Raw genomic sequence first — 20,536 nt, 5'->3', positions numbered from 1 at the left:
ACAAATTCATGAAATTTACAGACCATCTTTGGAACGCTGCTTTACCAGTTTACGATAATATTCTGGCTCATCCATTTAATCAGGAGATGCAGAATGGAACATTGCCGATAGAAAAATTCAAGTTTTACATTTACCAGGATTCACTATATCTTGCTGATTTTGCGAAGGCCTTAGCAACCGCGGGAACCAGAGCCAATAGCAGTCAGCAATTGCTGGATTTCCTGTTATTTGCCCAAAACGCGATAATTGTGGAACGCGTGCTGCACGAAAGTTATTTTCAGGAATATGCTATTGATTTCGAAAGTGGAAAAGCACCAGGTTGTTTTGCCTACACGAATTATCTGTTGACGGCAAGTGCTTTCGAATCATTTGAGGTTGCTGTGGCCGCGCTGCTGCCTTGTTTCTGGATTTATAAAAAAGTTGGCGATCATATTTATGCAAATCAAACGACGCCAAATCCTTATCAAAACTGGATTGACGCTTATGCAGGTGAAGAATTTGCGGTCTCCGTAAACAAAGCACTTGACATTTGTAATACACTGGCGGAGCAGGCTTCCGAGATAACCAGACAGAAAATGACCGAAGCTTACCTGACGGCCTCAAAATTGGAATATATATTTTGGGACAGTGCGTATCGCCTTGAAACCTGGCCGGTATAGTTTCAACCCAGGCCAAACGCATTTGTTTTAAAATATGTCAGAAACAAAGCCTGAGCCTCGTTTGGAACGGTTATTTTAATCCGGTCTGTTAATTACTATTCATAACAGACTAAAATTGAAATAATCATGGAAAAGGATCTTGAAAGTAAAGAAGCGATACAAAAACTGAAATCACTTGTTGAAGATATTCGTTTTTGCATGTATACCACCTGCGAAAATGGTAAAATTGAATCCCGGCCCATGACAACGCTGGACGTTGACAGTGAAGGAAATGCTTGGTTTTTTACAAGCCGTCAAACAGAAATAGGAAGTGAGACGGAAAACGGAGAATCTGTGACGCTGATTTATTCCCATCCTGGTGATAATACCTATCTGAGCGTTTCCGGGACGGCATCGATTGTGCACGATGAGGCAAAAAAAGAAGAATTATGGAGTCCGCTTTCAAAAGCCTGGTTTCCGGAAGGCAAAGATGATCCGAATCTGGTTGTCCTGAAAGTTACCACAGAAGAGGCGGCATATTGGGACAGTCCCTCGTCAAAAATGGTTGTCTTCTTTTCAATGGTTAAGGCAGCTGTCACTGGTCATCAGAGTGATCCCGGAGATCACGGAAAATTAGATCTGGCGTAATATCTCATCTATGTTTTAAGCGATCAAAAAGCCGGCTAAATATTCATTACGCGAATATTTAGCCGGCTTTTTGATATCTATTCAATCGGATTGAACAAAAAAACGCCAGCCGTAAGATTTACGACCGGCGGTTTTTTTCAAAAATTAAATTATTCCTGACCTGCCTCCTCATTTACATAAGATTCCGCAAGGTCTGTTAATTTGTGATCTGTCTCACCTTCCTCGTCAAGTGTAGTCTGAAGAATTGCGGCGACGTCTTCGTGGCCAAGTGTCCTGGCGATATTTCTCAACGTTCCGTACGAAGCGATTTCATAATGCTCAACCTTTTGTGCCGCCATAATCAGTCCGCAATCACGCACCATTGTTCCTTTATCCGTACTTTTTGTGATCTCATCACTCTCTTCCAGTAATCCTTCCATCGCTGCGCATTTTTTCGCCTGTGCTTTTTCTCCGATCAACCCAAAGATTTCTTCCAAACGAGCGGCATGCTCCTCTGTTTCGGTAGTATGCGCCTCAAATGCAGCTTTCAATTCTTCTGATGTAGCGGCTTTTGCCATTTTCGGCAATGCTTTTGCTAAGTGCTTTTCTGCCCAATAAATATCCTTTAACCCGTCCACAAAAAGCTCTGTCAGTTTTTCCTGATCGGCTTCATTGATTGTTTTTGTGGTTTTACTTTTTGCAGTTTTCATAAGCTTAATTGTTTAATAATTAGTTTATTGTAAGTAGTTGAAGTGTTCGATTGTACGGGTTAATATTATAAACATTCATACCAGATGGGCGGAAATTCAATGGAGCTGGTTTTGAAATTTTAATGAAGACATATATCCCCAATTTCATATTTATTTGACCGCAAAGCGCGACAATTTTTAAAAGATCTCGGTTTTATTCGCAGATTTGGTGTTTGGGTCAAGCATGGATTGACATCTTTTTGGAGGGAATAATTTTTGCCCTGCCCGAACCAAAACAACTAGAAAGTTCCTAATGACCAGACGTTCAAAGACACCAACAGGATTATTGATTTTCATCGCGATACTTATTTTGGGAGGACTTGGTTTCTACTTTTATAAATCAAAAAGTGAAAATCCTGTTTCCGGCCTGAATCCCCGGATAGAATTCGCTATTTCGAAAATTAGTCATATCACGGATAATAAAATGGATTTATCACTTAAATTGTTGGTTCATAATCCATTACCAGTTGGAATAACAGCGAAAAATTTCAGGTATACAGTCGATCTGGACGGAGTCAGGATTATCGAGAGTGATTATGCCGATCGTCTGCAAATAAAGTCAGACGACAGCACCGTTGTCGATCTACCAACTCAGATTAATATAAAAAATCTGGCTGATGTTAGCGAGCACAAGGGAAAAGAAGGAACTGATAGCGCAGATTATCATTTGACAGCGGTGCTGAATCTTGAGAAACCATTTCTCGGTAAGGACACGCTGCATTTTGAATTTGACAAAAGACTTCCGTTGATTCGTTTGCCGAAAGTCGAAATGGAGGAATTTGATATGGAGAAATTCAGGTTGACAAAATCGGAACTTTTGATCCGTATGAAACTTATCAATCCAAATGCTTTTTCTGTTGAATTCCAGAATCCATCCTATGTTTTTGACTTGGGAAGCCAGGAAAATCTTGCAGAAGGATCTGTAAAAGGCGTCACAAAGGTGAGAGCAAAAAGTACTGAGATTTATGAGATACCTGTTGAGGTGGATATGGGAAAGACTTTAAAAACAGCGGGGCAGCTTGTTTTTAAAGGAAAAAGTCTTCCATTTAAGATGCGGTTTAAATGCAGAGTTGTTTCAGAAAACGAAATGATGCAAAACAGTGAAATGGATTTAATTATGGAAGGTGAATTAAAAGATCTTGAAAAACTAAAGGAGAACCTAGAGAAATAAAAAGAAAAATCCACAGAGTCTCAAAACCCTGTGGACATAAAATTCTCAAATATTCAAAATTCTATCATCGACTAATTCTGTCATTTATTCTCAAACCAAATCGTCATCTCATTGGCTCCCCGATTTGCCCACGCATAATAAGGAATCAGCGTTGCCGATTTGTCTCCGGTAGATTTCAAAACTGTTAATCCGCCCAGAAAATCTTTTTGATATTCAGCGTTAAAAGTTTGGTCGTTGGTTATTGCAATAGAAAGCGCTTTTCCATTATTGTCGCTACCTTCGGCGCAGTACAAAACAGGGCCACGTTCGATTGCGACTTTGCCGTTGTTATTTTTAATGTTCTGATTAGCTAATACTTTTCTAACCGGCATTTCCAAAGCAACAGTCACAACATCGCCCGATTTCCAGGTACGTGACAATTTCAAATACCCATTTTCAATCGTCGCAGGTATATTTTTGCCATTGACTGTGACCTTAACGGCTTTGGTTTCTTTGTTTTGATAAGTGTACAGATCGCCCGGAATTGCCTGCGCATTTGCCCAGCCCGGAATTCTTATCGAGAGCGGAAACGCGGAAGTTTTGGAAGGAGTTACTGTAATTTTTACATTTCCATCCCACGGATAATTCGTTTTCTGATTAATTTTTACCGATGCCTGATCAAGCTTTAGCTCCGATTCGCTATCCATGAAAAGATTTACAAACAGCTCATTAGCCTTTGTTGCATAAACATATCCGGGAAGTGAAGGTAAAAATCTTGTGACATTAGTTGGGCAGCAGGCGCAGCCAAACCATTCGTGACGGGTAGCGCCGGTTCCTCTTCCAAAATCGTTAATCCCGTTGGAAGCCATCGGATTTACATAGAAAAACTGATTTCCGGAAACGGACATTCCACCCAGAAACCCATTGTAAAGAACACGTTCGAAAACATCCATATACTTGGATTCGCCTGTGTAAAGGAACATTTTATGGTTCCAGATCAGATTGGCGATTGCTGCGCAGGTTTCCGCATAGGCATTATCATTTGGCAAAACATAAGCCGCGTCGAATGCTTCGCCATCTTCTCTTGCGCCAACACCACCGGTTATGTATTGTTTTCTGGTTGTAGCGTCATCCCAAATCTTGTGAACAGCGTTGCTATACGCAGGATTATCTTCAATAGTAAGCATATCAGTGATCGCGGCGTATAGATATTGTGCACGAACAGCATGACCAACTGCCTCAGTTTGCTTCACCACTGGTTTTTGGTCCTGAAAATAAGACGGACCGAGGCGGTGTTCATCTAAAAATAGTGGCCGCTTATCTGATCTTCCCCGCATATCCACAAAGAAATGGGCAAGGTCAAGATATTCTTTTTTATTTGTTGTGCGGTACAATTTAATAAGCGCAATTTCGATTTCTTCATGACCCGGAACGACGATCATCTGTCCTGGTTTCGGTCCGATGGTTTTTACCAGATGATCTGCATTTTTCGTTGCTACATCTAATAACGATTTTTTTCCTGTTGCCAGATAATGGGCAACAGCAGCTTCATAAAGATGCCCCACATTGTAGAGCTCATGGCTGCCATTTTCGAAAGAATAACGTGTAGGACCTGCAATCCAGTCGTAGGATCCGGTCGTGTCTTTGTTAATTGTCCGGATGGTATATAAATATCCATCGGGTTCCTGAGCAGCGGCAAAAAGTGTAATTAAGCTGTCGAGATACTTATCCAGTTTTGGATCGTAGTGATTTTGCAACGAATACGAAGCACCTTCCACAACCTTGAAGACATCAGAATCATCAAATCTTGTACCTTGAAAAACACCTTTTTTCAAACCTCCGGCCACTGCGAAGTTGTCGATTCGCCCTGTTTCTTCGCATTGATGAAAGACATGCGGAAGCATTACATTCCTTCCTGTTTCGAGTCTTTCATGCCAGAATCCCTGACTAAGTTTGACGTTTTTTAACAGTACCGATTGGATTGATTTATTTTGTGCAATACTAATTTGCGTTATCAATAGAAGAAGAATCAGCTGGCAATACTTTATCATTAGATATGGATTGAAATGAGAAGTTCTGGTATCATAACGAAAAAGGGCCAAAAAAATATGCCAGGGAGGCTTTCTCCCATCAGCGATCGGCTTTCAGATCCTCGTGTTTCATATTCCCATTTTCCTTAAAATGTATCATTGCCGTTTAATTCTCGGCGATTACAATCCGTATTTTTCCATTCTTCTATACAAAGCGGCACGGCTTAAACCCAATTCTCGTGCGGCGTCGGTAATGTTGCCGTTGAACCGCTTCAGTGCCTGAACGATCATATTTTTTTCCATATCTTCCAGATCAAAACCTGTTGCCGTGGTGGGCTGTCCGCCTGAATTTTTCAAAAACAGATCGTCGGGCTGCAAGGTTTTTTCCTGTGATAAAATTACTGCTCTTTCGATCGCATGCTGCAATTCACGGATATTTCCCGGCCAGTTATACTGCTGCATTTTTTTAATTAATGCACTGCTGATATCATTCACGGGGCGATTGTATTTTTTTCTAAATTGTTTCAGGTAAAATTCGGCTAGCGGCGCGATATCTTCCGGACGGTCGCGAAGTGGAGGCAGATCCAGTTCAATTGTATTGATCCGGTAAAATAAATCCTGGCGGAAAGTCTTATCGCTTACCATCGTTTCGATATTCATATTCGTAGCGCAGATCAATCGAACATCCAAAGGAATTGACTTATTCGAACCGACGCGTGTTACTTTTCTTTCCTGCAAAACCGTCAACAATTTTGCCTGAAGCGACAGCGTCAGGTTACCAATTTCATCCAAAAATATAGTTCCTCCCTTGGCCTCTTCAAAACGACCGGCGCGGTCTTCTTTGGCGTCGGTAAATGCTCCTTTTACATGTCCGAAAAGTTCGCTTTCGAAAAGCGAATCGCTTAATGCACCTAAATCTACGACCACGAAAGGCTTCTCCGAACGCTGAGAATGTTGGTGTAGATAACGGGCTAATTGTGTTTTTCCGGTGCCATTTTCGCCCAGAATCAAAACGTTGGCATCCGTCGCTGCAACGCGTTCGGAAGTTTTCAATACATGCTGCATAGCATCGCTTTGCCCGATTATGGCATCCGAGGAAGATTTTTCTTTTTTCGTATCCGTTTTTTCTTCTGTCGCAGAAGCCAGTTTTTCCCCTTTTTTCTCTTTTAAAACATCTTCGATCGTTGCAACCAATTTATCATTTTCCCATGGTTTCAAAACAAAATCAGTAGCGCCGGATTTAATTGCACGAATGGCCATTTCAATATCACCATAAGCGGTGATCATGATGACTTTAATATTCGGATTGATATCAAGAATCCTGTCAAGCCAGTGAAACCCTTCGCGGCCACTATTGACGTCCCGTGTGAAATTCATGTCCAGAAGAATCAGGTCATACGTTCCGTTGGTTACCAGAAAAGGAAGTTTTTGCGGATTTTTTTCAATATCAACAAGTTTAGCGTGGCGTTTTAAGAGCAGTTTTGCGGCACTAAGCACGTCGACATCATCGTCTATGATCAGTATTTTGGCTTCTGAGAGGAGCATATAAGTAGGCTTGGCTAAATAAGTATGGCTAATGGTTTTGTTGCAGGACCGCAATGATAATTAAATCATTAAGCAATATTGCCTATTTTTTGTGTAAATTTTAAGTTACGAAGACAGGAATTATAATCTTTCCCGTCGATATTCGACAACGCAAATTATATTTTTGCGGTTAGTCTTCAAATTTTTGAAACGTGTCGAGGTCAGCGCTTTTTTATAAATTTTATAAAATGCTTTATCGTAACTCCCCGGAAGAGCTTTTTTCGCTTGTCCGAAGCCGAACAAAAGTGTCCGATAACGAACAGGTAAGGCAATGCTTCAAGTTTTAATTTTATTGAATATCAATTAGTTGTGTGGTTTCCCTGCTGCTGGCACAAGGATTGGATGTAAAATAGGAAACTAGAAAATTAAGATAAAAAATAGCCTGACAATATAATGGAAGTTAAAACACCAGTTTCCGGAAGCAACGGATCTAATTTCACAGGAGGTTCGACAATGGACAGACAGAAACCAAAGAAATTCTGGAACAGTCGCCGAATTGGCATTATTGCAGGCAGCCTGTTGCTGGTGAGTTTTTTGGTATATCAATTTTTCTTCGCCGATACAAGAAGTAAACTGAATGTCCAGCAGGACAAGCTTACAATTTCAACTGTAAAACAAGGCGAATTTGATGAGTTCATCGTGGTTACCGGTGTTGTTCAACCACTGAAAACCATCCAGCTTGATGCGATCGAGGGTGGTTATGTAACACAGAAACTAATCGAAGGCGGTAACATGGTGAAACAAGGGGACGTCCTTCTCAGGCTTGAAAACCAGAGTTTGAAATTGAGTTTTCTTCAATCTGAAACCGAAGCGAGCCGATTGGTAAATGATCTGCAAAATACACGTCAACGTCTTCGTGTTGAACGTTTTACTTTGCAGAAAAGTTTGAGCGAACTGGATTTTCAAATCGATCAGGCGAAAGATGCACATGACCGTAATATCAAATTGTACAAAGATAAAGTAATCCCTGATGCCGATTTTTTGAAAACAAAAAGGGAATTGGAACGTCTGACGAAACAGCGCGAAATTGAAATTGAATCGCAGAAATATCAGGAGGAAAATGCCAAAATGCAGATCACACAATTGGAAGGAACGCTTTCAAACACCAAGAAAAATGTGGATCTGTGGAGACAAACACTTGATAATCTCGTTGTAAAAGCGCCGGTTTCAGGTATGCTTTCGTCTATGAATGTGGAAGTGGGATCGAACATCAATCAGGGGCAGAATATTGGACAAATTGATGATCTAAACGGTTTTAAAATGCGCGTCAGCGTCGATGAACATTATATTTCCAGGATATTTGCAGGTTTGCAGGGAAGTATGGATTTCAATGGGAAAGCGTATAATCTTAAAATTATCAAAATATATCCTGAGGTATTGAGCGGTAGATTTGAAGTGGATATGGAGTTTGAAAAAGGCGGCGCTCCTGAGTTAATCAAACGTGGACAATCTGCTCCGATCAGACTGCAGCTGGGGCAACCTTCGAAAGCGACTTTATTGCCTGTCGGTGGATTCTTCTCTGAAACTGGTGGAAACTGGGTATATGTGTTAGGCTCAGACGGCAAACGTGCAGCAAAACGTAAAATCACATTAGGACGCAAAAACCCTGAGTATTTTGAAGTACTGGAAGGTTTGCAGCCAGGTGAAAAAGTAATCACAAGTTCGTATGAGAACTTTGGGGATAATGAAGTACTTGAATTTTAATCTAGCTGTTAGCTTTTGATTAAGGTGCTTATAAACTAAAATATCAAGAAGGTCTTTTGAAAGCATAAGTTGATAGTCCAGTTCTGAGGCCGATCCGCTTGCAACAGCGCGAAAGTGAGCGAGTTATTTATTAGATAATTTTCCGCAGCCTTCTGAGATATTGGATTAATTAAAACAGAGCAACGCCGGATTTGACTTGTCAGACCATATTTTTCTTCCTTTGAGGAAGTTTTAGTAAACTGATATATCGCCAATTTAAATAAATGACTCTTTAACCAGACAAGTAGATCTTTATAATCTTTCATCGCCTTAGAAACAGATATATGTAATTAAGAACAAAGACATAATAAACAGTAACAAGCCAACACGTAAGAAATACCCATAACCAAGCTAAAAGCCTAACAGCTAACAGCCAACAGCCAAGAAATATGATCAAAATTGACAACTTACAGAAAATCTTTTCTACCGAGGAAGTAGAAACCACCGCCCTGAATGGGATTGATCTGGAAATCAAAGACGGTGAATTTGTTGCTATCATGGGACCGTCCGGTTGCGGGAAGTCAACACTTTTGAACATTCTCGGCTTGCTGGATAATCCTAGTGACGGTTCGTATGAATTCTACGGCACAGAGGTTGGTAAAATGTCTGAACGCCAACGCGCTCAGATCCGTAAAGGAAATATCGGTTTTGTATTTCAGAGCTTCAATCTAATCGACGAACTAACGGTTTATGAAAACGTCGAGCTTCCGTTGTTATATCTTAAAACACCTCCGGCTGAACGGAAGGAAAAAGTGGAGGCAGCATTGACCCGCATGAATATGATGCACCGCCGCAATCACTTTCCGCAGCAGCTTTCCGGGGGGCAGCAACAACGTACAGCCATTGCACGTGCGGTTGTAGCCACGCCGAAAACAATACTTGCAGATGAGCCGACTGGTAACCTTGACTCCAAAAATGGGGAAGAAGTGATGGCCTTACTCAGCCAGTTGAACGCAGCGGGAACAACGATCATCATGGTTACTCACTCCCCGTACGATGCAGGTTTTGCTCACCGAATTGTCAATTTATTTGATGGTAAGGTGGTTACGGAAAAAATACATGTTTAAATAATCACCGGATATTTCCGGGAGTCTCCGATGTTTTTTTGCGTTTAGTATTTCAAAATCCTTTTTGAAATACTAAACCTCTTTTCAACTATTAGCCAGACAGGGTCACATAGAGGAAAATCAAACTCTGCTGTAAGCATCCATGTCAACTCATAAAATCTTGAACAATGTTCAGACATAACCTTCTTGTCATATACCGGAATTTCAAACGGTTCAAAAGTGTTTTTTTTATCAATTTAACAGGACTTTCCGCCGGACTGGCCTGTTCGTTGCTGATATACCTTTGGGTCAATGATGAATTAAATATTGACAAATTCCACGAAAAAGACAGTCAGCTTTTTCAGGTTATGGAAAATCGCGTACAGGCCCAGGGTATTCTGACTGCGCAGTCGACGTCGGGATCTTTGGCTGAAACGCTGAAAAGCGACATACCTGAGGTTGAATATGCTATATCGTCGAAGCAATTTGTGGCGACTTTATCGGAAGGAACCAACGATTTTAGAAGTAAGGGACGGTATGCGGGAAAGGATATTTTTAATATGTATTCCTATGGTCTCGAACAGGGCGACGCAGACCAGGTTTTAAGTGATAAAAATTCCATTGTCATTTCTGAAAAGCTGGCTCAGAATCTTTTTCATACCACGCAAAATGTTATTGGGAAATCTGTTGGTTTTGAGCATGAAAAGCAATTTACCGTTTCGGGCGTATTTAAAGGTACTCCTAAGAATTCTTCCGAACAATTCGATTTTGTTGTTTCTTATGAACTGTATCAGGATAAATATCCGAACAGCGTCCATTGGGGAAATTCTGGTCCTGATACTTTTGTGTTGTTAAAAAGCGGGACCGATGTTAGCCAGTTCAATAAAAAAATTGCCAATCTGGTTAAAATCAAAACCAATGGCGAAGGCACACACCGAACGCTGTTTGTGCGTCCTTTTTCGAGCGGATATCTGCATGGAAAATATGAAAACGGCTTACCCGCTGGTGGCAGAATAGAATATGTCCGGTTATTTTCAATTATTGCAGTGTTCATTTTAGTGATCGCTTGCATCAATTTTATGAATTTATCCACTGCCAAAGCTTCTGGCAGAATTAAGGAGGTTGGTATCAAAAAAGCGATCGGCGCATACAGGGAAACCCTGATTTATCAATACCTGGGCGAATCCATGCTGATGACTTTCCTTTCTCTGTTTCTGTCTGTTTTAATCGTTTTATTGTTTTTACCTCAATTTAATGAAATAACCGGCAAGGTTCTGATACTTCAATATGATCCTACACTTATTTTCACGCTTCTTGGAGTGGTGATTTTTACGGGCTTACTGTCAGGTAGTTACCCTGCATTATATCTTTCCGGTTTTAATCCGATCTCTGTTTTAAAAGGTAAATTAAATGTTTCGGTGGGTGAGGTTTGGGCAAGAAAAGGTCTCGTTGTCTTTCAATTTACGATCTCTATAATTCTGATCGTTTCGGTAGTGGTTGTATACAAACAGGTTGAATTTGTCCAATCTGAAAATCTTGGATATGATAAAGACAACATTGTCTATTTTGCCAGAGAGGGGAAAATGGGAGACGATTCGAAGATGGAAACGTTTCTATCTGAACTAAGAAATGAACCGGGAATTGTAAATGCATCCAGTATCGGTCATGATATGACGGGGCATAATTCCGGCACTTTTGGAATCTGGTGGGAAGGTAAATCGGAAGATGACAAAACGGAGTTTGAACATGTCGGCGTAAATTATGAAATGATGCAGACTCTGGGAATACAACTGAAAGAAGGTCGTATGTTTTCAAAAGATTTCAGCGCTGACAGTTCCAAGATTATATTTAACGAGGCTGCTGTAAAATTCATGGGATTAAAAGATCCTGTTGGGAAAACGGTCAAACTTTGGGGGGGCGACATGCAGATTATTGGCGTTGCCAAAGACTTCCATTTTGAATCGCTTCATGAAAATGTAAAACCTCTGTTTTTCCGTTTGGCGCAAGATGATACTTATATTATCATGGTAAAAATAGCAGCCGGAAAAGAGAAACCTGTTCTTGCTTCAATGGAGCATCTTTACAAAAAATATAATCCCGGGTTTTCCCTTGATTACAAATTCCTGGATTTGGAATATCAGGCGCAATATGCCGCCGAGCAAAGAGTAGCCTCCCTTTCAAAATATTTTGCAGGTTTGGCAATTCTGATATCATGCCTTGGTTTATTCGGATTGGCAGCCTTTACCGCAGAACGTCGGCTAAAAGAAATTGGGATAAGGAAGGTATTGGGTTCCAGTGTTTTAAGTATTGTTTATCTTTTATCGGGCGATTTAACCAAACTTGTTTTCGCCGCTATTTTAATCGCCTTACCTGTAAGTTATTTTATCACAGATTATTGGCTCGACAGTTTCGCGTTGCATATTCATCTGCAAATCTGGTATTTCTTCGGAGCCGGTTTTGCTGCAATCGTAATTGCATGGCTGACGGTGGGAATGCAGGCAGTGAAGGCAGCAAATATTAATCCGCTGGAATGTTTGAAGAGTGAATAGATGTAGCTTCTGGCTATTAGCTGTAAGCTTTTGGCAATTAGCATAAAAACTATAAAAACCTTTTATTCTTATTTTTTGCGACAAGCTTGTTACCACTTACGCCTAATCGCTAAAAGCATAACTCTTGCAACCATGATTAAAAACTACCTGAAAATCGCATGGAGAAACCTTTGGAAACATAAGGGTTATTCTCTGCTAAATATTCTCGGCCTGGCTACGGGGATAACGGCTTGTATCATCATTATGCTTTTTGTTTTTTATGAAAAAAGCTTCGATGGTATTCATAGCAAAAATATTTACAGGTTGGATGAAGTTCAGAAATTCGAAGGCATGGTTGCGCCGCAAAAAGTCGCTTTGTCCATGTATCCCATGGGGCCAACACTAAAAAAAGATTATCCTGAAATTTTAAATTTTGCCCGGATCAGCACGCTCGGCAAAGTCAAGGTGTGGTATAACGACAAGCGACTTATTTTAAATTCCGGTTATTATGTTGACTCTACCTTTTTGCAAATGTTTGATTTTCAATTGTTGAAAGGAGATAAAAATCTGGTATTGCAAAAACCTAACAGCGTTGTTTTAACAGAAGAAAATGCAGTAAAGATCTTTGGGAACGAAGACGCGATTGGTAAAGATATTACCGTTTATGGAGGCGATACAATCACATTTGTGGTCACAGGTATTCTGGCCAACGTCCCCAAAACTTCACATTTGCAGTTTGATGGATTATTTTCATTAAGCACTTTTGCTAAACCTGACCTAATGAACAATTGGGGTGGGAACTGGATGGTGACCTATCTGGAATTATCAAAAAATGCTGACGTCGCTTCTTTGGAAAAGCGCTTCCCCGACTTTTTGAAAAGAAACATGAAGGAAGGCGGATGGAAGTTCTATGAATTATTCCTGCAACCGCTTAATGAAGTTCATTCCAATTCAACAAGCATCACGCATGATTACCAGAATTATCAGAAATTTGATAAGAATTATACCTATGTTTTCTCAATCATCGCGCTAATCGTACTGCTTATCGCCTGTATCAATTTTATGAATCTTTCGACGGCACGTTCGGCAGGGAGGGCGAAAGAAATTGGTATCAGAAAAGCTAGCGGATCCGGGCGTTTTCAATTGGGAATGCAATTTCTTGGTGAGTCGGTGATGCTGAGTTTTTTTGCATTGCTGATAGCCCTTCCATTTGTCTTTCTATTACTTCCTTACGTGAATGAATTGAGTCAAAGGAAACTGGAATTCTCTATTTTTACTCAGCCGGCCTTACTGCTTTCGTTAGTTTGCGGAGCGATCGTTGTCGGCCTTATTTCCGGTTTATATCCTGCTGCTTATCTTTCTTCCTTCAACGCAGCGACAGTTTTAAAAGGCACAATTCAAACGGCTGGTAAGAAAATGTCGTTCCGGAATATATTGGTTGTAGGACAATTTGCAGGAGCTATATTTCTTATGATAGCAACAGTTCTTACAGTTCGTCAGCTTAACTTTATGCAGAAAGCGAACATAGGTTTTGACCGGGATCAGGTGATTACCATTCCGTTGGGTATGGAAGGAAATAAAAATTATCAGGCCTTGAAAGATGCATTGCTATCGAAATCAAACATCGTTGGCGTTACAGCTTCCCGACAAAAATTAGGCAATAACATGCACCAGACAGGAGTGAAATTCCATGGTGAAGGTCCGGTTCGGGAGATGGCTTCGTCACAGGTTGTTGTCGACCGTGACTATCTGACTTTGTATAAAATCCCATTGGTCGCTGGCCGTAACTTTTCTAAAGAAGGTGACTCGGACAATGGGAAAGCATACATAGTAAATGAGACATTGGCCAAAGAATTGTTGAAAGAAACGCCTGGAAAATCGCTTGATTTTCTTATCGGCAAAAACTTCGGTTTTGGAGGAATGGATTCTGCTGGTGTTTTGATTGGTGTTGCAAAGGATTTTAATTTTAATTCACTCCATCATAAAATAGAAACGCTTTGTATTTTCAATAATAAAGATTGGGGATTTGGCGAAATGTCTATAAAAGTGAATAGTAGCAAAGTCAAAGAAGCGATTGCCGATATCCAGTCTACCTGGAAGGAAATTGCTCCGAACGATGATTTCGAATACGAATTCCTGGATGAACATTTTGAAGAATTATACCGCGCCGATAATACCGTAAGTGAAATCGTGGGAATCCTGGCAGGCCTTGCCATTTTCATTTCCTGTTTAGGCTTGTTCGGCCTTGCATCATTCTCTGTCGAACAAAGAGTTAAAGAAATCGGTGTCAGAAAAGTATTGGGTGCAAGTGTTTCTCAGATTGTCAATTTACTGTCGATGGATTTCGTGAAATTGGTGCTTGTTGCCTTCATTATCGCCGTGCCGCTTGCTTGGTTTGCGATGAATAAATGGCTTGAAGATTATGCATACCGGATCGATATTCCCGTATGGGTTTTTGGTATGACGGGCGTTCTGGCCGTCGCTATAGCACTGATCACAGTAAGTTTCCAGTCGATAAAAGCAGCTTTGAAAAACCCGGTAAAGTCGCTGCGCAGCGAATAGTTGGCATTTTTGCTAGCTGTTAGGGGTTAACGGTTAGCTTTTCAGTTTTGGATGGTGCGGGGGTTTTGCGTTTTTTGAGTTTGGTATCATCAGTTTCTGAAACAGGAACAATCCCCGCCAACCGTTACCTCGCTATCAAAAGACTTGCACGGACCTGACCGCTAAAATCTAACTGCTAACAGCTATTTCTCCATGTTAAAAAACTACCTAAAGATCGCGCTTCGAAACCTTACGCGGAACAAGGCTTTCTCGGTCATTAACATCGCCGGGTTATCGCTCGGCCTGACCTGCTGCATGCTGATCGTTCTGTATACAAAGGACGAAATTAGTTTTGACCGCTTTCAAAAAAATAAAGACCAGCTTTACAGAATCCAGGCGACGCTTTCGGACGAAAATGAGACAAGGACTATTGGCAGTACCAACGCCATTCATGGCCCGGCTTTCAAAGAGGAAATTCCTGAAATCGAAGAAGTGGTTCGTACGCAGAGCAGCTCTTTTGTCAGTAAAAAAGGGAGTGATTTCTTGAATGAAAATATTCTGTTTGCTGATCCGAATTTCTTTACCGTGTTTTCTCTGCCGATGATATCAGGTGATCCTGAAACGGTATTGTCTGATGTTCAGTCTATTGTCATTTCGGAAAATGTCGCGAAGAAATATTTCAAGACCACCGATGCAGTTGGAAAGATATTGAACCTGAAAATTGATAAAGAGTTTGAGCCGTTCATCGTTTCAGGTGTGGCGAAAAATTGTCCGCAAAATTCATCCGTTCAATTTGAATCGGTAATCTCCTTCAAGTTTCAGGAGTCAAGAGGATGGACGGATAAGGAATGGCTTGGGTTTTATATGAACACTTTCGTTTTATTAAATCCAAAATCGAATCCGGCAACCGTTATTCCAAAAATGAACCAGGTTTTCAAAACCAAATCAGCGGAGGAAATAAGCAAGATTAAGCATTTTAAACAAAGAATTAGCTTCGGTCTGCAGCCATTTTTGAGTATCCATCTTGACAAAGAATCAGGTGATTTGAGAAACGGTCTTGATCACGGAAGCAGTCCGATTTATTCCTATGTACTTTCGGGAATTGCAATTTTTATTCTTCTGATTGCCTGCATCAACTTCGTGAATCTAACCGTCGCCAGATCGTTGAAACGTTCCAGGGAAATCGGTATTAGAAAAGTTGTCGGAAGCCAGCGCAAGCAATTGATTTTCCAATTTTTAGGGGAATCTTTTTTGCTGTCACTTATCGCTTTTTCGTTTGCCATTTTATTAACTCAGTTCGTTTTGCCAACTTTTAATGATTTGGCAAACAAACAATTGGCTATTTCATATTTGCTGGATCTAAAACTTGTGTCGGGTTATTTCGGGCTTTTCCTGCTGACCGGTCTGATCGCGGGATTTTATCCGGCACTCGTACTTTCAGGTTTCAGCCCTATACACACTTTATATAATCGATCGAAGCTGACTCAGAAGAATTATCTAACGAGAGGTCTGGTCATTTTTCAGTTTACATTGTCCGTTTGTCTGGTCATCGGAACGCTCGTTATTTATTCACAATTCGAATATTTGACGAATAAAGATTTGGGTTATAATGATAGAAACCTGATGAGTTTTAGTGTGGGGAGAGGAGAGAACAGAAAGGAGATTTTAGAAGCTGTGAAGCACGAACTGTACGGTACGCCCGGTATCAACACAGTCGCAGCGTTTAATGGAAATTACAACGGAACCGGAGCCAAAATTGATAAAGGCGAAATCGGTTTTGGCTACATCGGTGTTGATGATGAATTTTTAAACGTTCTGGAAATTCCAGTTTTAAAAGGACGAAATTTTTCGAAAAGCTATGGTTCTGATCCTGTCCAATCGGTGATTGTGAATGAGTCTTTTGTAAAAGAAGCCGGTTGGAAAGACCCGATCGGGAAGAGTATCAATTTTGAATGGAAAAATCGAACCTGCAAAGTGATCGGTGTTATCCGGGATTATCACTTTGCTTCTTTAAAAGAACAAATAAAACCACTTCTTCTGACACAAGATCCGAACTATGGTCTGGGTACTGTTTATGTTAAAATTAACGAAACTGATATTCCTGAAACAATAAAGAAAGTCGAAAAGATATTCAGAAAATACGTTCCTCTCGCGCCGTTTGAGTATAAATTTGAAGATGCGGCAAATTTGAAACGATACGAAACTGAGGCCAAGTGGAAGGAAATGATCACACTTGCTGCTATTTTATCGATTTTTGTTTCTTGCATCGGCTTGTTTGGTTTGGCAACTTTTAATGCAGAAACGCGCGTAAAAGAAATTGGCATCCGAAAAGTTTTGGGAGCTTCCGTTGCAAGTATAACAGCTTTACTGTCTCTGGATTTTGTTAAACTGATCCTGGTCGCAATCGTGTTTGCCCTGCCAATTTCATATTATGCCGTAAAAAGCTGGCTGCAGAATTTCCCCTATCGGATCGATATGTCGTGGTGGTATTTTGCCTTATCGGCGCTTCTTGCAATCGCAATAGCTATTCTGACTGTTGGATTTCAGAGTATAAAAACGGCGATGATGGATCCGGTGAAGAGTTTGAAGTCTGAGTAATCTTCTTAATAAGATAAAGATTTTAACTTCTTTTAGAATAGGTTCTTTTGAGAAAACAGCTAAGCAGTATGGATTTAGTTAGTGTCATATTTGAAGGGGTTGAAATATTTTTTTAGTACGCTAATGAACAAGGTGTCCGATTTCGGACACCTTGTTTGTTTTTTAAATAGTATAAGTGTCTTATTTTCAGTATTTTATAGTGAATATAAGCTAATGGTATAATAATTTAATATTAAATATTTGGACAAATCCCGGTTTTAAAAAATCGTGACACCAAGTTAACCGTTAACCCTTTGAAAAGCTCTGATCATGTTTAAAAATTACATCAAAATTGCTTTTCGTTCACTTTGGAAAAACCGGCTGTTTACCGGGATTAATCTTCTTGGCCTCTCGCTCGGATTGGCAAGTGCGGTTGTACTGATTTTATTTATTCAAAGAGGATTGACTTTCGATATATTTCATCAGCAGAGCGATCAGATTTATTTTGTCCAGACGGAAGACAAGGAAAGCCGTTATAACCAGACTGTTTATCCAGTTTTAGAGCAATTATTAAAAACTTATCCTGAGATTGAGAAAGGAACCCACGTTCAGGGATGGGGAAATGCATGGATTCACCACAACGGAAAGGATATTCAGGGAAGTACGAAATACGTTGACAGTACCTTTTTTGATATTTTTTCTTTTAAACTGAAATATGGAAACGCTGCAAATGCCTTAAAAAACAGACAATCGATTCTCATAAACAGCGATATAGCCCTTGCTTTATTTGGTGACGAAAATCCGGTGGGACAAATTGTTACGGTAAATGATACTTTGAACTTTACAGTGACAGGAGTACTGGATAATTTGCCTGCCAATTCTTCGATCCAGTTTGAGGTGCTGATGCCCATTACAAATCTGGAATCTGATAAAAATTTTCGGGAAAACGCTGACTGGTATAACACCTTTGCAACTGTTTATCTAAAACTTGACAAGGGCACAGATGTCAATAAACTTGAAGCTCAATTTCCGGGATTTGTTAAAACTCATTTCGCAGAGGGTGCAAAGGAGCGCAAAATTCGTATCGCTCCGATAAGGGATTTTATCCATTACCAGAATCCGTTTTTCAAGAATATGATTTACGGTGCAATGACTATTGCAGGATTCATTCTGTTGATTATCAGTATTAATCTTGTCAACTTAAACACAGCAATTGCTTTCACCCGTGCAAAGGAAATTGCCGTCAGAAAAGTTACCGGTTCAAACTTACGACAGATCTTAATCCAATTCTGGATTGAATCAGGGATTGTTCTTGTGGCAGCGCTGGCCATGTCAGTATTCTTTGCAATAGTTTATCTTATACCTCAGTTCAACGAATTTCGTCAGGGCCGCATGCAGCTGATGCTAAATTGGGAGCAGGACAAAATTACTATTCTTACGCTGTTGCTGATCATTGGAATTATTGCATTTATAGCTGGTACTTATCCGGCGACGTACCTGAACAAACTAGACATCAGAGATACAATCAAAGGGAAATTAACGAGGAAAACAGAATCGAGAAGCTGGACGAGGGAAAGCCTCATTGTAATCCAATTTGCGCTCACGATCATTTTGATTTTGGGTGCTATCAGTGTGCGCATGCAGATCAGTTATATGCGGGATGCTCACCTGGGATTTGATAAAGATAATATCGTTGTTGTCCAGTCAGATTTGCAATATAAAGATGAGAATGCGGCAGTGGGAGAGTTTACTGGTATTCTTGACGATTTAAAGCAAGACCCTCATGTTAAAAGTTTAGCTACCTCAGGTGTGGTCCCTACAAAATACTGGAATAACTATAATGTCTACTTTTCTGAATCTGAGCCTGATAAAGAAATCAGGTTTCGGCAGGCTGGAACCAGTTCGTCATACACCAAAACGTACAACATTAAAATGCTGGAGGGTCGGGATTTTTCCGAGGAACTTGACAAAAATGGAGATAATAATCCCGTCGTGATTAATGAGTCAGCCATGAAGGCACTTGGCTGGAAAACAGCGGTCGGGAAACGTCTCCGCCCGAAAAGCAATCAAAAAGTATACACGATTGTAGGCGTGATGAAGGATTTTAATTATCAGGAATTGAAGGAAAAGATCGAACCGCTTATACATTGGTATGAAGGAAAAACAGCATTGAACAGTTATCTGACAATTAAATTTGATAATAGTAAAAATGCAGCTTCGGTGCTGGCGGCTTTGGAATCAAAAATGCGGAAAATCCCGGCTAAAAAACCTTTCAGGTTTTTTTATTTATCCGAAGAATTAAGCAGGCAGTATAACGATCTGGACGGGATATGGAAAATGGTAAATTTCGTAACAATTCTTTCCATTGTTATTGCACTCGCGGGCATTTTCGGACTTATAACGCTGGCTGCAAACCAACGTTTTAAAGAGGTCGGGATTCGTAAAGTCCTTGGTGCAAGCGTAAGTGGGATCGCCTTGCTGTTGTCCCGTGATTTTATTATTCTCGTGCTGATCGCGATTATAGTCGGGATTCCGCTTGCTTACCGTTTTATCAAAGGTTTTCTTCAAAGTTACCAGTATCATGTGGATCTGGAATGGTACGTTTTTGCGCTGGTTGGTGCTTTTGCACTGTTGCTCACCATACTTACGGTCGGTTTCCAAAGTATCAGAGCGGCGATGATGGATCCGGTAAAATCTCTAAAATCTGAATAAATAATTAAGTCCATGAAAAAATATATAATTCTCCTTCTGGCTGTCGGAAATTCCGTTGCATTCGGACAATCAAAAACAATTCAAAAATGCATTACAAATGACGGAAAGGCACTTTCTATTCACGTTAGCGGAAATGTCGACGGAGAAGACTTCGATTTTGATCACACATTCGATCTTTCTTCGCTGGATAAAATAGCGAGGCTGGTTTTTAAAGATAACATGCTGGACTCAATTGATCGATCAGTCTCAGAAATGCCGGAACAACCAACAATTCCCAAAGCTGCCAGGGCTCCCAAAGCGGCTAGACCTGTAAGAGCACCGAAACCTGCCGCAGTGCCGGAAGCTCAGGTTTTATCAGACGGTTCGGACGAGGAGAATATGGTTGATCAATATGAAAACCGTCGCCCGGCAGAGATACAATCTTTTTCGAAAGAGGTCAAATATAATTCCGAATGCGGCGAATTATTTATGCGGTATAAATATGAGAAAGATGGTGAAGAATATGAATATGAGCGCACCATCAATGCCAAAAATAAGACTGAGAGTGAGCGCATGCACATCATTGAAGAGACAGAAAAAGAGCTGGGTTTGACAATAATCCAATAAGCGCG

At 40.5% G+C, this 20,536-nt stretch carries 14 protein-coding genes; 10 read left to right on the top strand and 4 right to left on the bottom strand.

Annotation, left to right across the window (positions count from 1 at the left end):
• Window positions 1-8: 8 nt before the first annotated feature.
• Together tenA and BMY70_RS11705 are read left to right on the top strand one after the other, a co-directional pair.
• A complete protein-coding gene (gene tenA / locus BMY70_RS11710) occupies window positions 9-659 on the top strand; it encodes a thiaminase II (RefSeq protein WP_090335344.1) in 651 nt (216 codons plus the stop codon).
• A gap of 126 nt (window positions 660-785) precedes the next feature.
• Window positions 786-1,286, top strand: a complete 501-nt coding sequence (locus tag BMY70_RS11705; protein ID WP_090335343.1) for a pyridoxamine 5'-phosphate oxidase family protein — start codon at window positions 786-788, stop codon at window positions 1,284-1,286.
• Window positions 1,287-1,435: 149 nt separating this feature from the next.
• On the opposite strand, the gene BMY70_RS11700 is transcribed toward BMY70_RS11705, so the two are convergent.
• The gene (locus BMY70_RS11700; RefSeq protein ID WP_090335342.1) at window positions 1,436-1,975 is read right to left on the bottom strand and encodes a YciE/YciF ferroxidase family protein; all 540 of its coding nucleotides are present in this window, start codon (window positions 1,973-1,975) and stop codon (window positions 1,436-1,438) included.
• 292 nt (window positions 1,976-2,267) lie between these two features.
• Here BMY70_RS11700 and BMY70_RS11695 point away from each other — a divergent pair, with 292 nt between their 5' ends.
• Window positions 2,268-3,185, top strand: coding sequence for an LEA type 2 family protein (locus tag BMY70_RS11695; protein WP_090335341.1), 918 nt, complete (start codon window positions 2,268-2,270; stop codon window positions 3,183-3,185).
• An 80-nt stretch (window positions 3,186-3,265) separates the two neighbouring features.
• Here BMY70_RS11695 and BMY70_RS11690 read toward each other — a convergent pair whose 3' ends face one another.
• Both BMY70_RS11690 and BMY70_RS11685 read right to left on the bottom strand, forming a co-directional pair.
• Entirely contained in the window at window positions 3,266-5,215 is a 1,950-nt protein-coding gene (locus tag BMY70_RS11690) for a glycoside hydrolase family 127 protein (RefSeq protein WP_090335340.1), read from the bottom strand.
• 159 nt (window positions 5,216-5,374) lie between these two features.
• The gene (locus BMY70_RS11685) at window positions 5,375-6,739 is read right to left on the bottom strand and encodes a sigma-54-dependent transcriptional regulator (protein ID WP_090335339.1); all 1,365 of its coding nucleotides are present in this window, start codon (window positions 6,737-6,739) and stop codon (window positions 5,375-5,377) included.
• Between the two features lie 492 nt (window positions 6,740-7,231).
• Between BMY70_RS11685 and BMY70_RS11680 the strand changes: the two genes are divergently transcribed.
• Window positions 7,232-8,482, top strand: a complete 1,251-nt coding sequence (locus BMY70_RS11680) for an efflux RND transporter periplasmic adaptor subunit (protein ID WP_090335513.1) — start codon at window positions 7,232-7,234, stop codon at window positions 8,480-8,482.
• A gap of 35 nt (window positions 8,483-8,517) precedes the next feature.
• On the opposite strand, the gene BMY70_RS31675 is transcribed toward BMY70_RS11680, so the two are convergent.
• On the bottom strand, window positions 8,518-8,787 hold the full coding sequence (locus BMY70_RS31675; protein ID WP_218148619.1) for a four helix bundle protein: 270 nt from the start codon (window positions 8,785-8,787) through the stop codon (window positions 8,518-8,520).
• A gap of 123 nt (window positions 8,788-8,910) precedes the next feature.
• On the opposite strand from BMY70_RS31675, the gene BMY70_RS11670 reads away from it, so the two are divergent.
• The 6 genes from BMY70_RS11670 to BMY70_RS11645 all read left to right on the top strand — a co-directional run bounded on the left by BMY70_RS11670 (window position 8,911) and on the right by BMY70_RS11645 (window position 20,531).
• Window positions 8,911-9,588, top strand: a complete 678-nt coding sequence (locus tag BMY70_RS11670; RefSeq protein ID WP_090335338.1) for an ABC transporter ATP-binding protein — start codon at window positions 8,911-8,913, stop codon at window positions 9,586-9,588.
• A 167-nt stretch (window positions 9,589-9,755) separates the two neighbouring features.
• Window positions 9,756-12,116 (top strand): ABC transporter permease, encoded by a 2,361-nt coding sequence (locus tag BMY70_RS11665; RefSeq protein WP_090335337.1) that lies wholly within the window; start codon window positions 9,756-9,758, stop codon window positions 12,114-12,116.
• A 132-nt stretch (window positions 12,117-12,248) separates the two neighbouring features.
• The gene (locus BMY70_RS11660) at window positions 12,249-14,657 is read left to right on the top strand and encodes an ABC transporter permease (protein WP_090335336.1); all 2,409 of its coding nucleotides are present in this window, start codon (window positions 12,249-12,251) and stop codon (window positions 14,655-14,657) included.
• Window positions 14,658-14,849: 192 nt separating this feature from the next.
• On the top strand, window positions 14,850-17,234 hold the full coding sequence (locus BMY70_RS11655; RefSeq protein WP_090335335.1) for an ABC transporter permease: 2,385 nt from the start codon (window positions 14,850-14,852) through the stop codon (window positions 17,232-17,234).
• A gap of 309 nt (window positions 17,235-17,543) precedes the next feature.
• Window positions 17,544-19,925: an ABC transporter permease gene (locus BMY70_RS11650; RefSeq protein WP_090335334.1), complete on the top strand. Its 2,382-nt coding sequence runs from the start codon at window positions 17,544-17,546 to the stop codon at window positions 19,923-19,925.
• 12 nt (window positions 19,926-19,937) lie between these two features.
• Window positions 19,938-20,531, top strand: a complete 594-nt coding sequence (locus BMY70_RS11645) for a hypothetical protein (RefSeq protein WP_090335333.1) — start codon at window positions 19,938-19,940, stop codon at window positions 20,529-20,531.
• Window positions 20,532-20,536 lie beyond the last annotated feature (5 nt).

The sequence above is a fragment of the Dyadobacter koreensis genome, assembly GCF_900108855.1.
In the GTDB taxonomy this organism is placed as follows: domain Bacteria; phylum Bacteroidota; class Bacteroidia; order Cytophagales; family Spirosomataceae; genus Dyadobacter; species Dyadobacter koreensis.
This window is presented reverse-complemented; position numbering and strand designations above follow the sequence as displayed.

Bases quoted from the DNA above. Each gene is read 5' to 3' on its own strand.
- tenA (WP_090335344.1), top strand. From the start codon at position 9: ATGAAATTTACAGACCATCTTTGGAACGCTGCTTTACCAGTTTACGAT.
- BMY70_RS11705 (WP_090335343.1), top strand. From the start codon at position 786: ATGGAAAAGGATCTTGAAAGTAAAGAAGCGATACAAAAACTGAAATCA.
- BMY70_RS11700 (WP_090335342.1), bottom strand. From the start codon at position 1,975: ATGAAAACTGCAAAAAGTAAAACCACAAAAACAATCAATGAAGCCGAT.
- BMY70_RS11695 (WP_090335341.1), top strand. From the start codon at position 2,268: ATGACCAGACGTTCAAAGACACCAACAGGATTATTGATTTTCATCGCG.
- BMY70_RS11690 (WP_090335340.1), bottom strand. From the start codon at position 5,215: ATGATAAAGTATTGCCAGCTGATTCTTCTTCTATTGATAACGCAAATT.
- BMY70_RS11685 (WP_090335339.1), bottom strand. From the start codon at position 6,739: ATGCTCCTCTCAGAAGCCAAAATACTGATCATAGACGATGATGTCGAC.
- BMY70_RS11680 (WP_090335513.1), top strand. From the start codon at position 7,232: ATGGACAGACAGAAACCAAAGAAATTCTGGAACAGTCGCCGAATTGGC.
- BMY70_RS31675 (WP_218148619.1), bottom strand. From the start codon at position 8,787: ATGAAAGATTATAAAGATCTACTTGTCTGGTTAAAGAGTCATTTATTT.
- BMY70_RS11670 (WP_090335338.1), top strand. From the start codon at position 8,911: ATGATCAAAATTGACAACTTACAGAAAATCTTTTCTACCGAGGAAGTA.
- BMY70_RS11665 (WP_090335337.1), top strand. From the start codon at position 9,756: ATGTTCAGACATAACCTTCTTGTCATATACCGGAATTTCAAACGGTTC.
- BMY70_RS11660 (WP_090335336.1), top strand. From the start codon at position 12,249: ATGATTAAAAACTACCTGAAAATCGCATGGAGAAACCTTTGGAAACAT.
- BMY70_RS11655 (WP_090335335.1), top strand. From the start codon at position 14,850: ATGTTAAAAAACTACCTAAAGATCGCGCTTCGAAACCTTACGCGGAAC.
- BMY70_RS11650 (WP_090335334.1), top strand. From the start codon at position 17,544: ATGTTTAAAAATTACATCAAAATTGCTTTTCGTTCACTTTGGAAAAAC.
- BMY70_RS11645 (WP_090335333.1), top strand. From the start codon at position 19,938: ATGAAAAAATATATAATTCTCCTTCTGGCTGTCGGAAATTCCGTTGCA.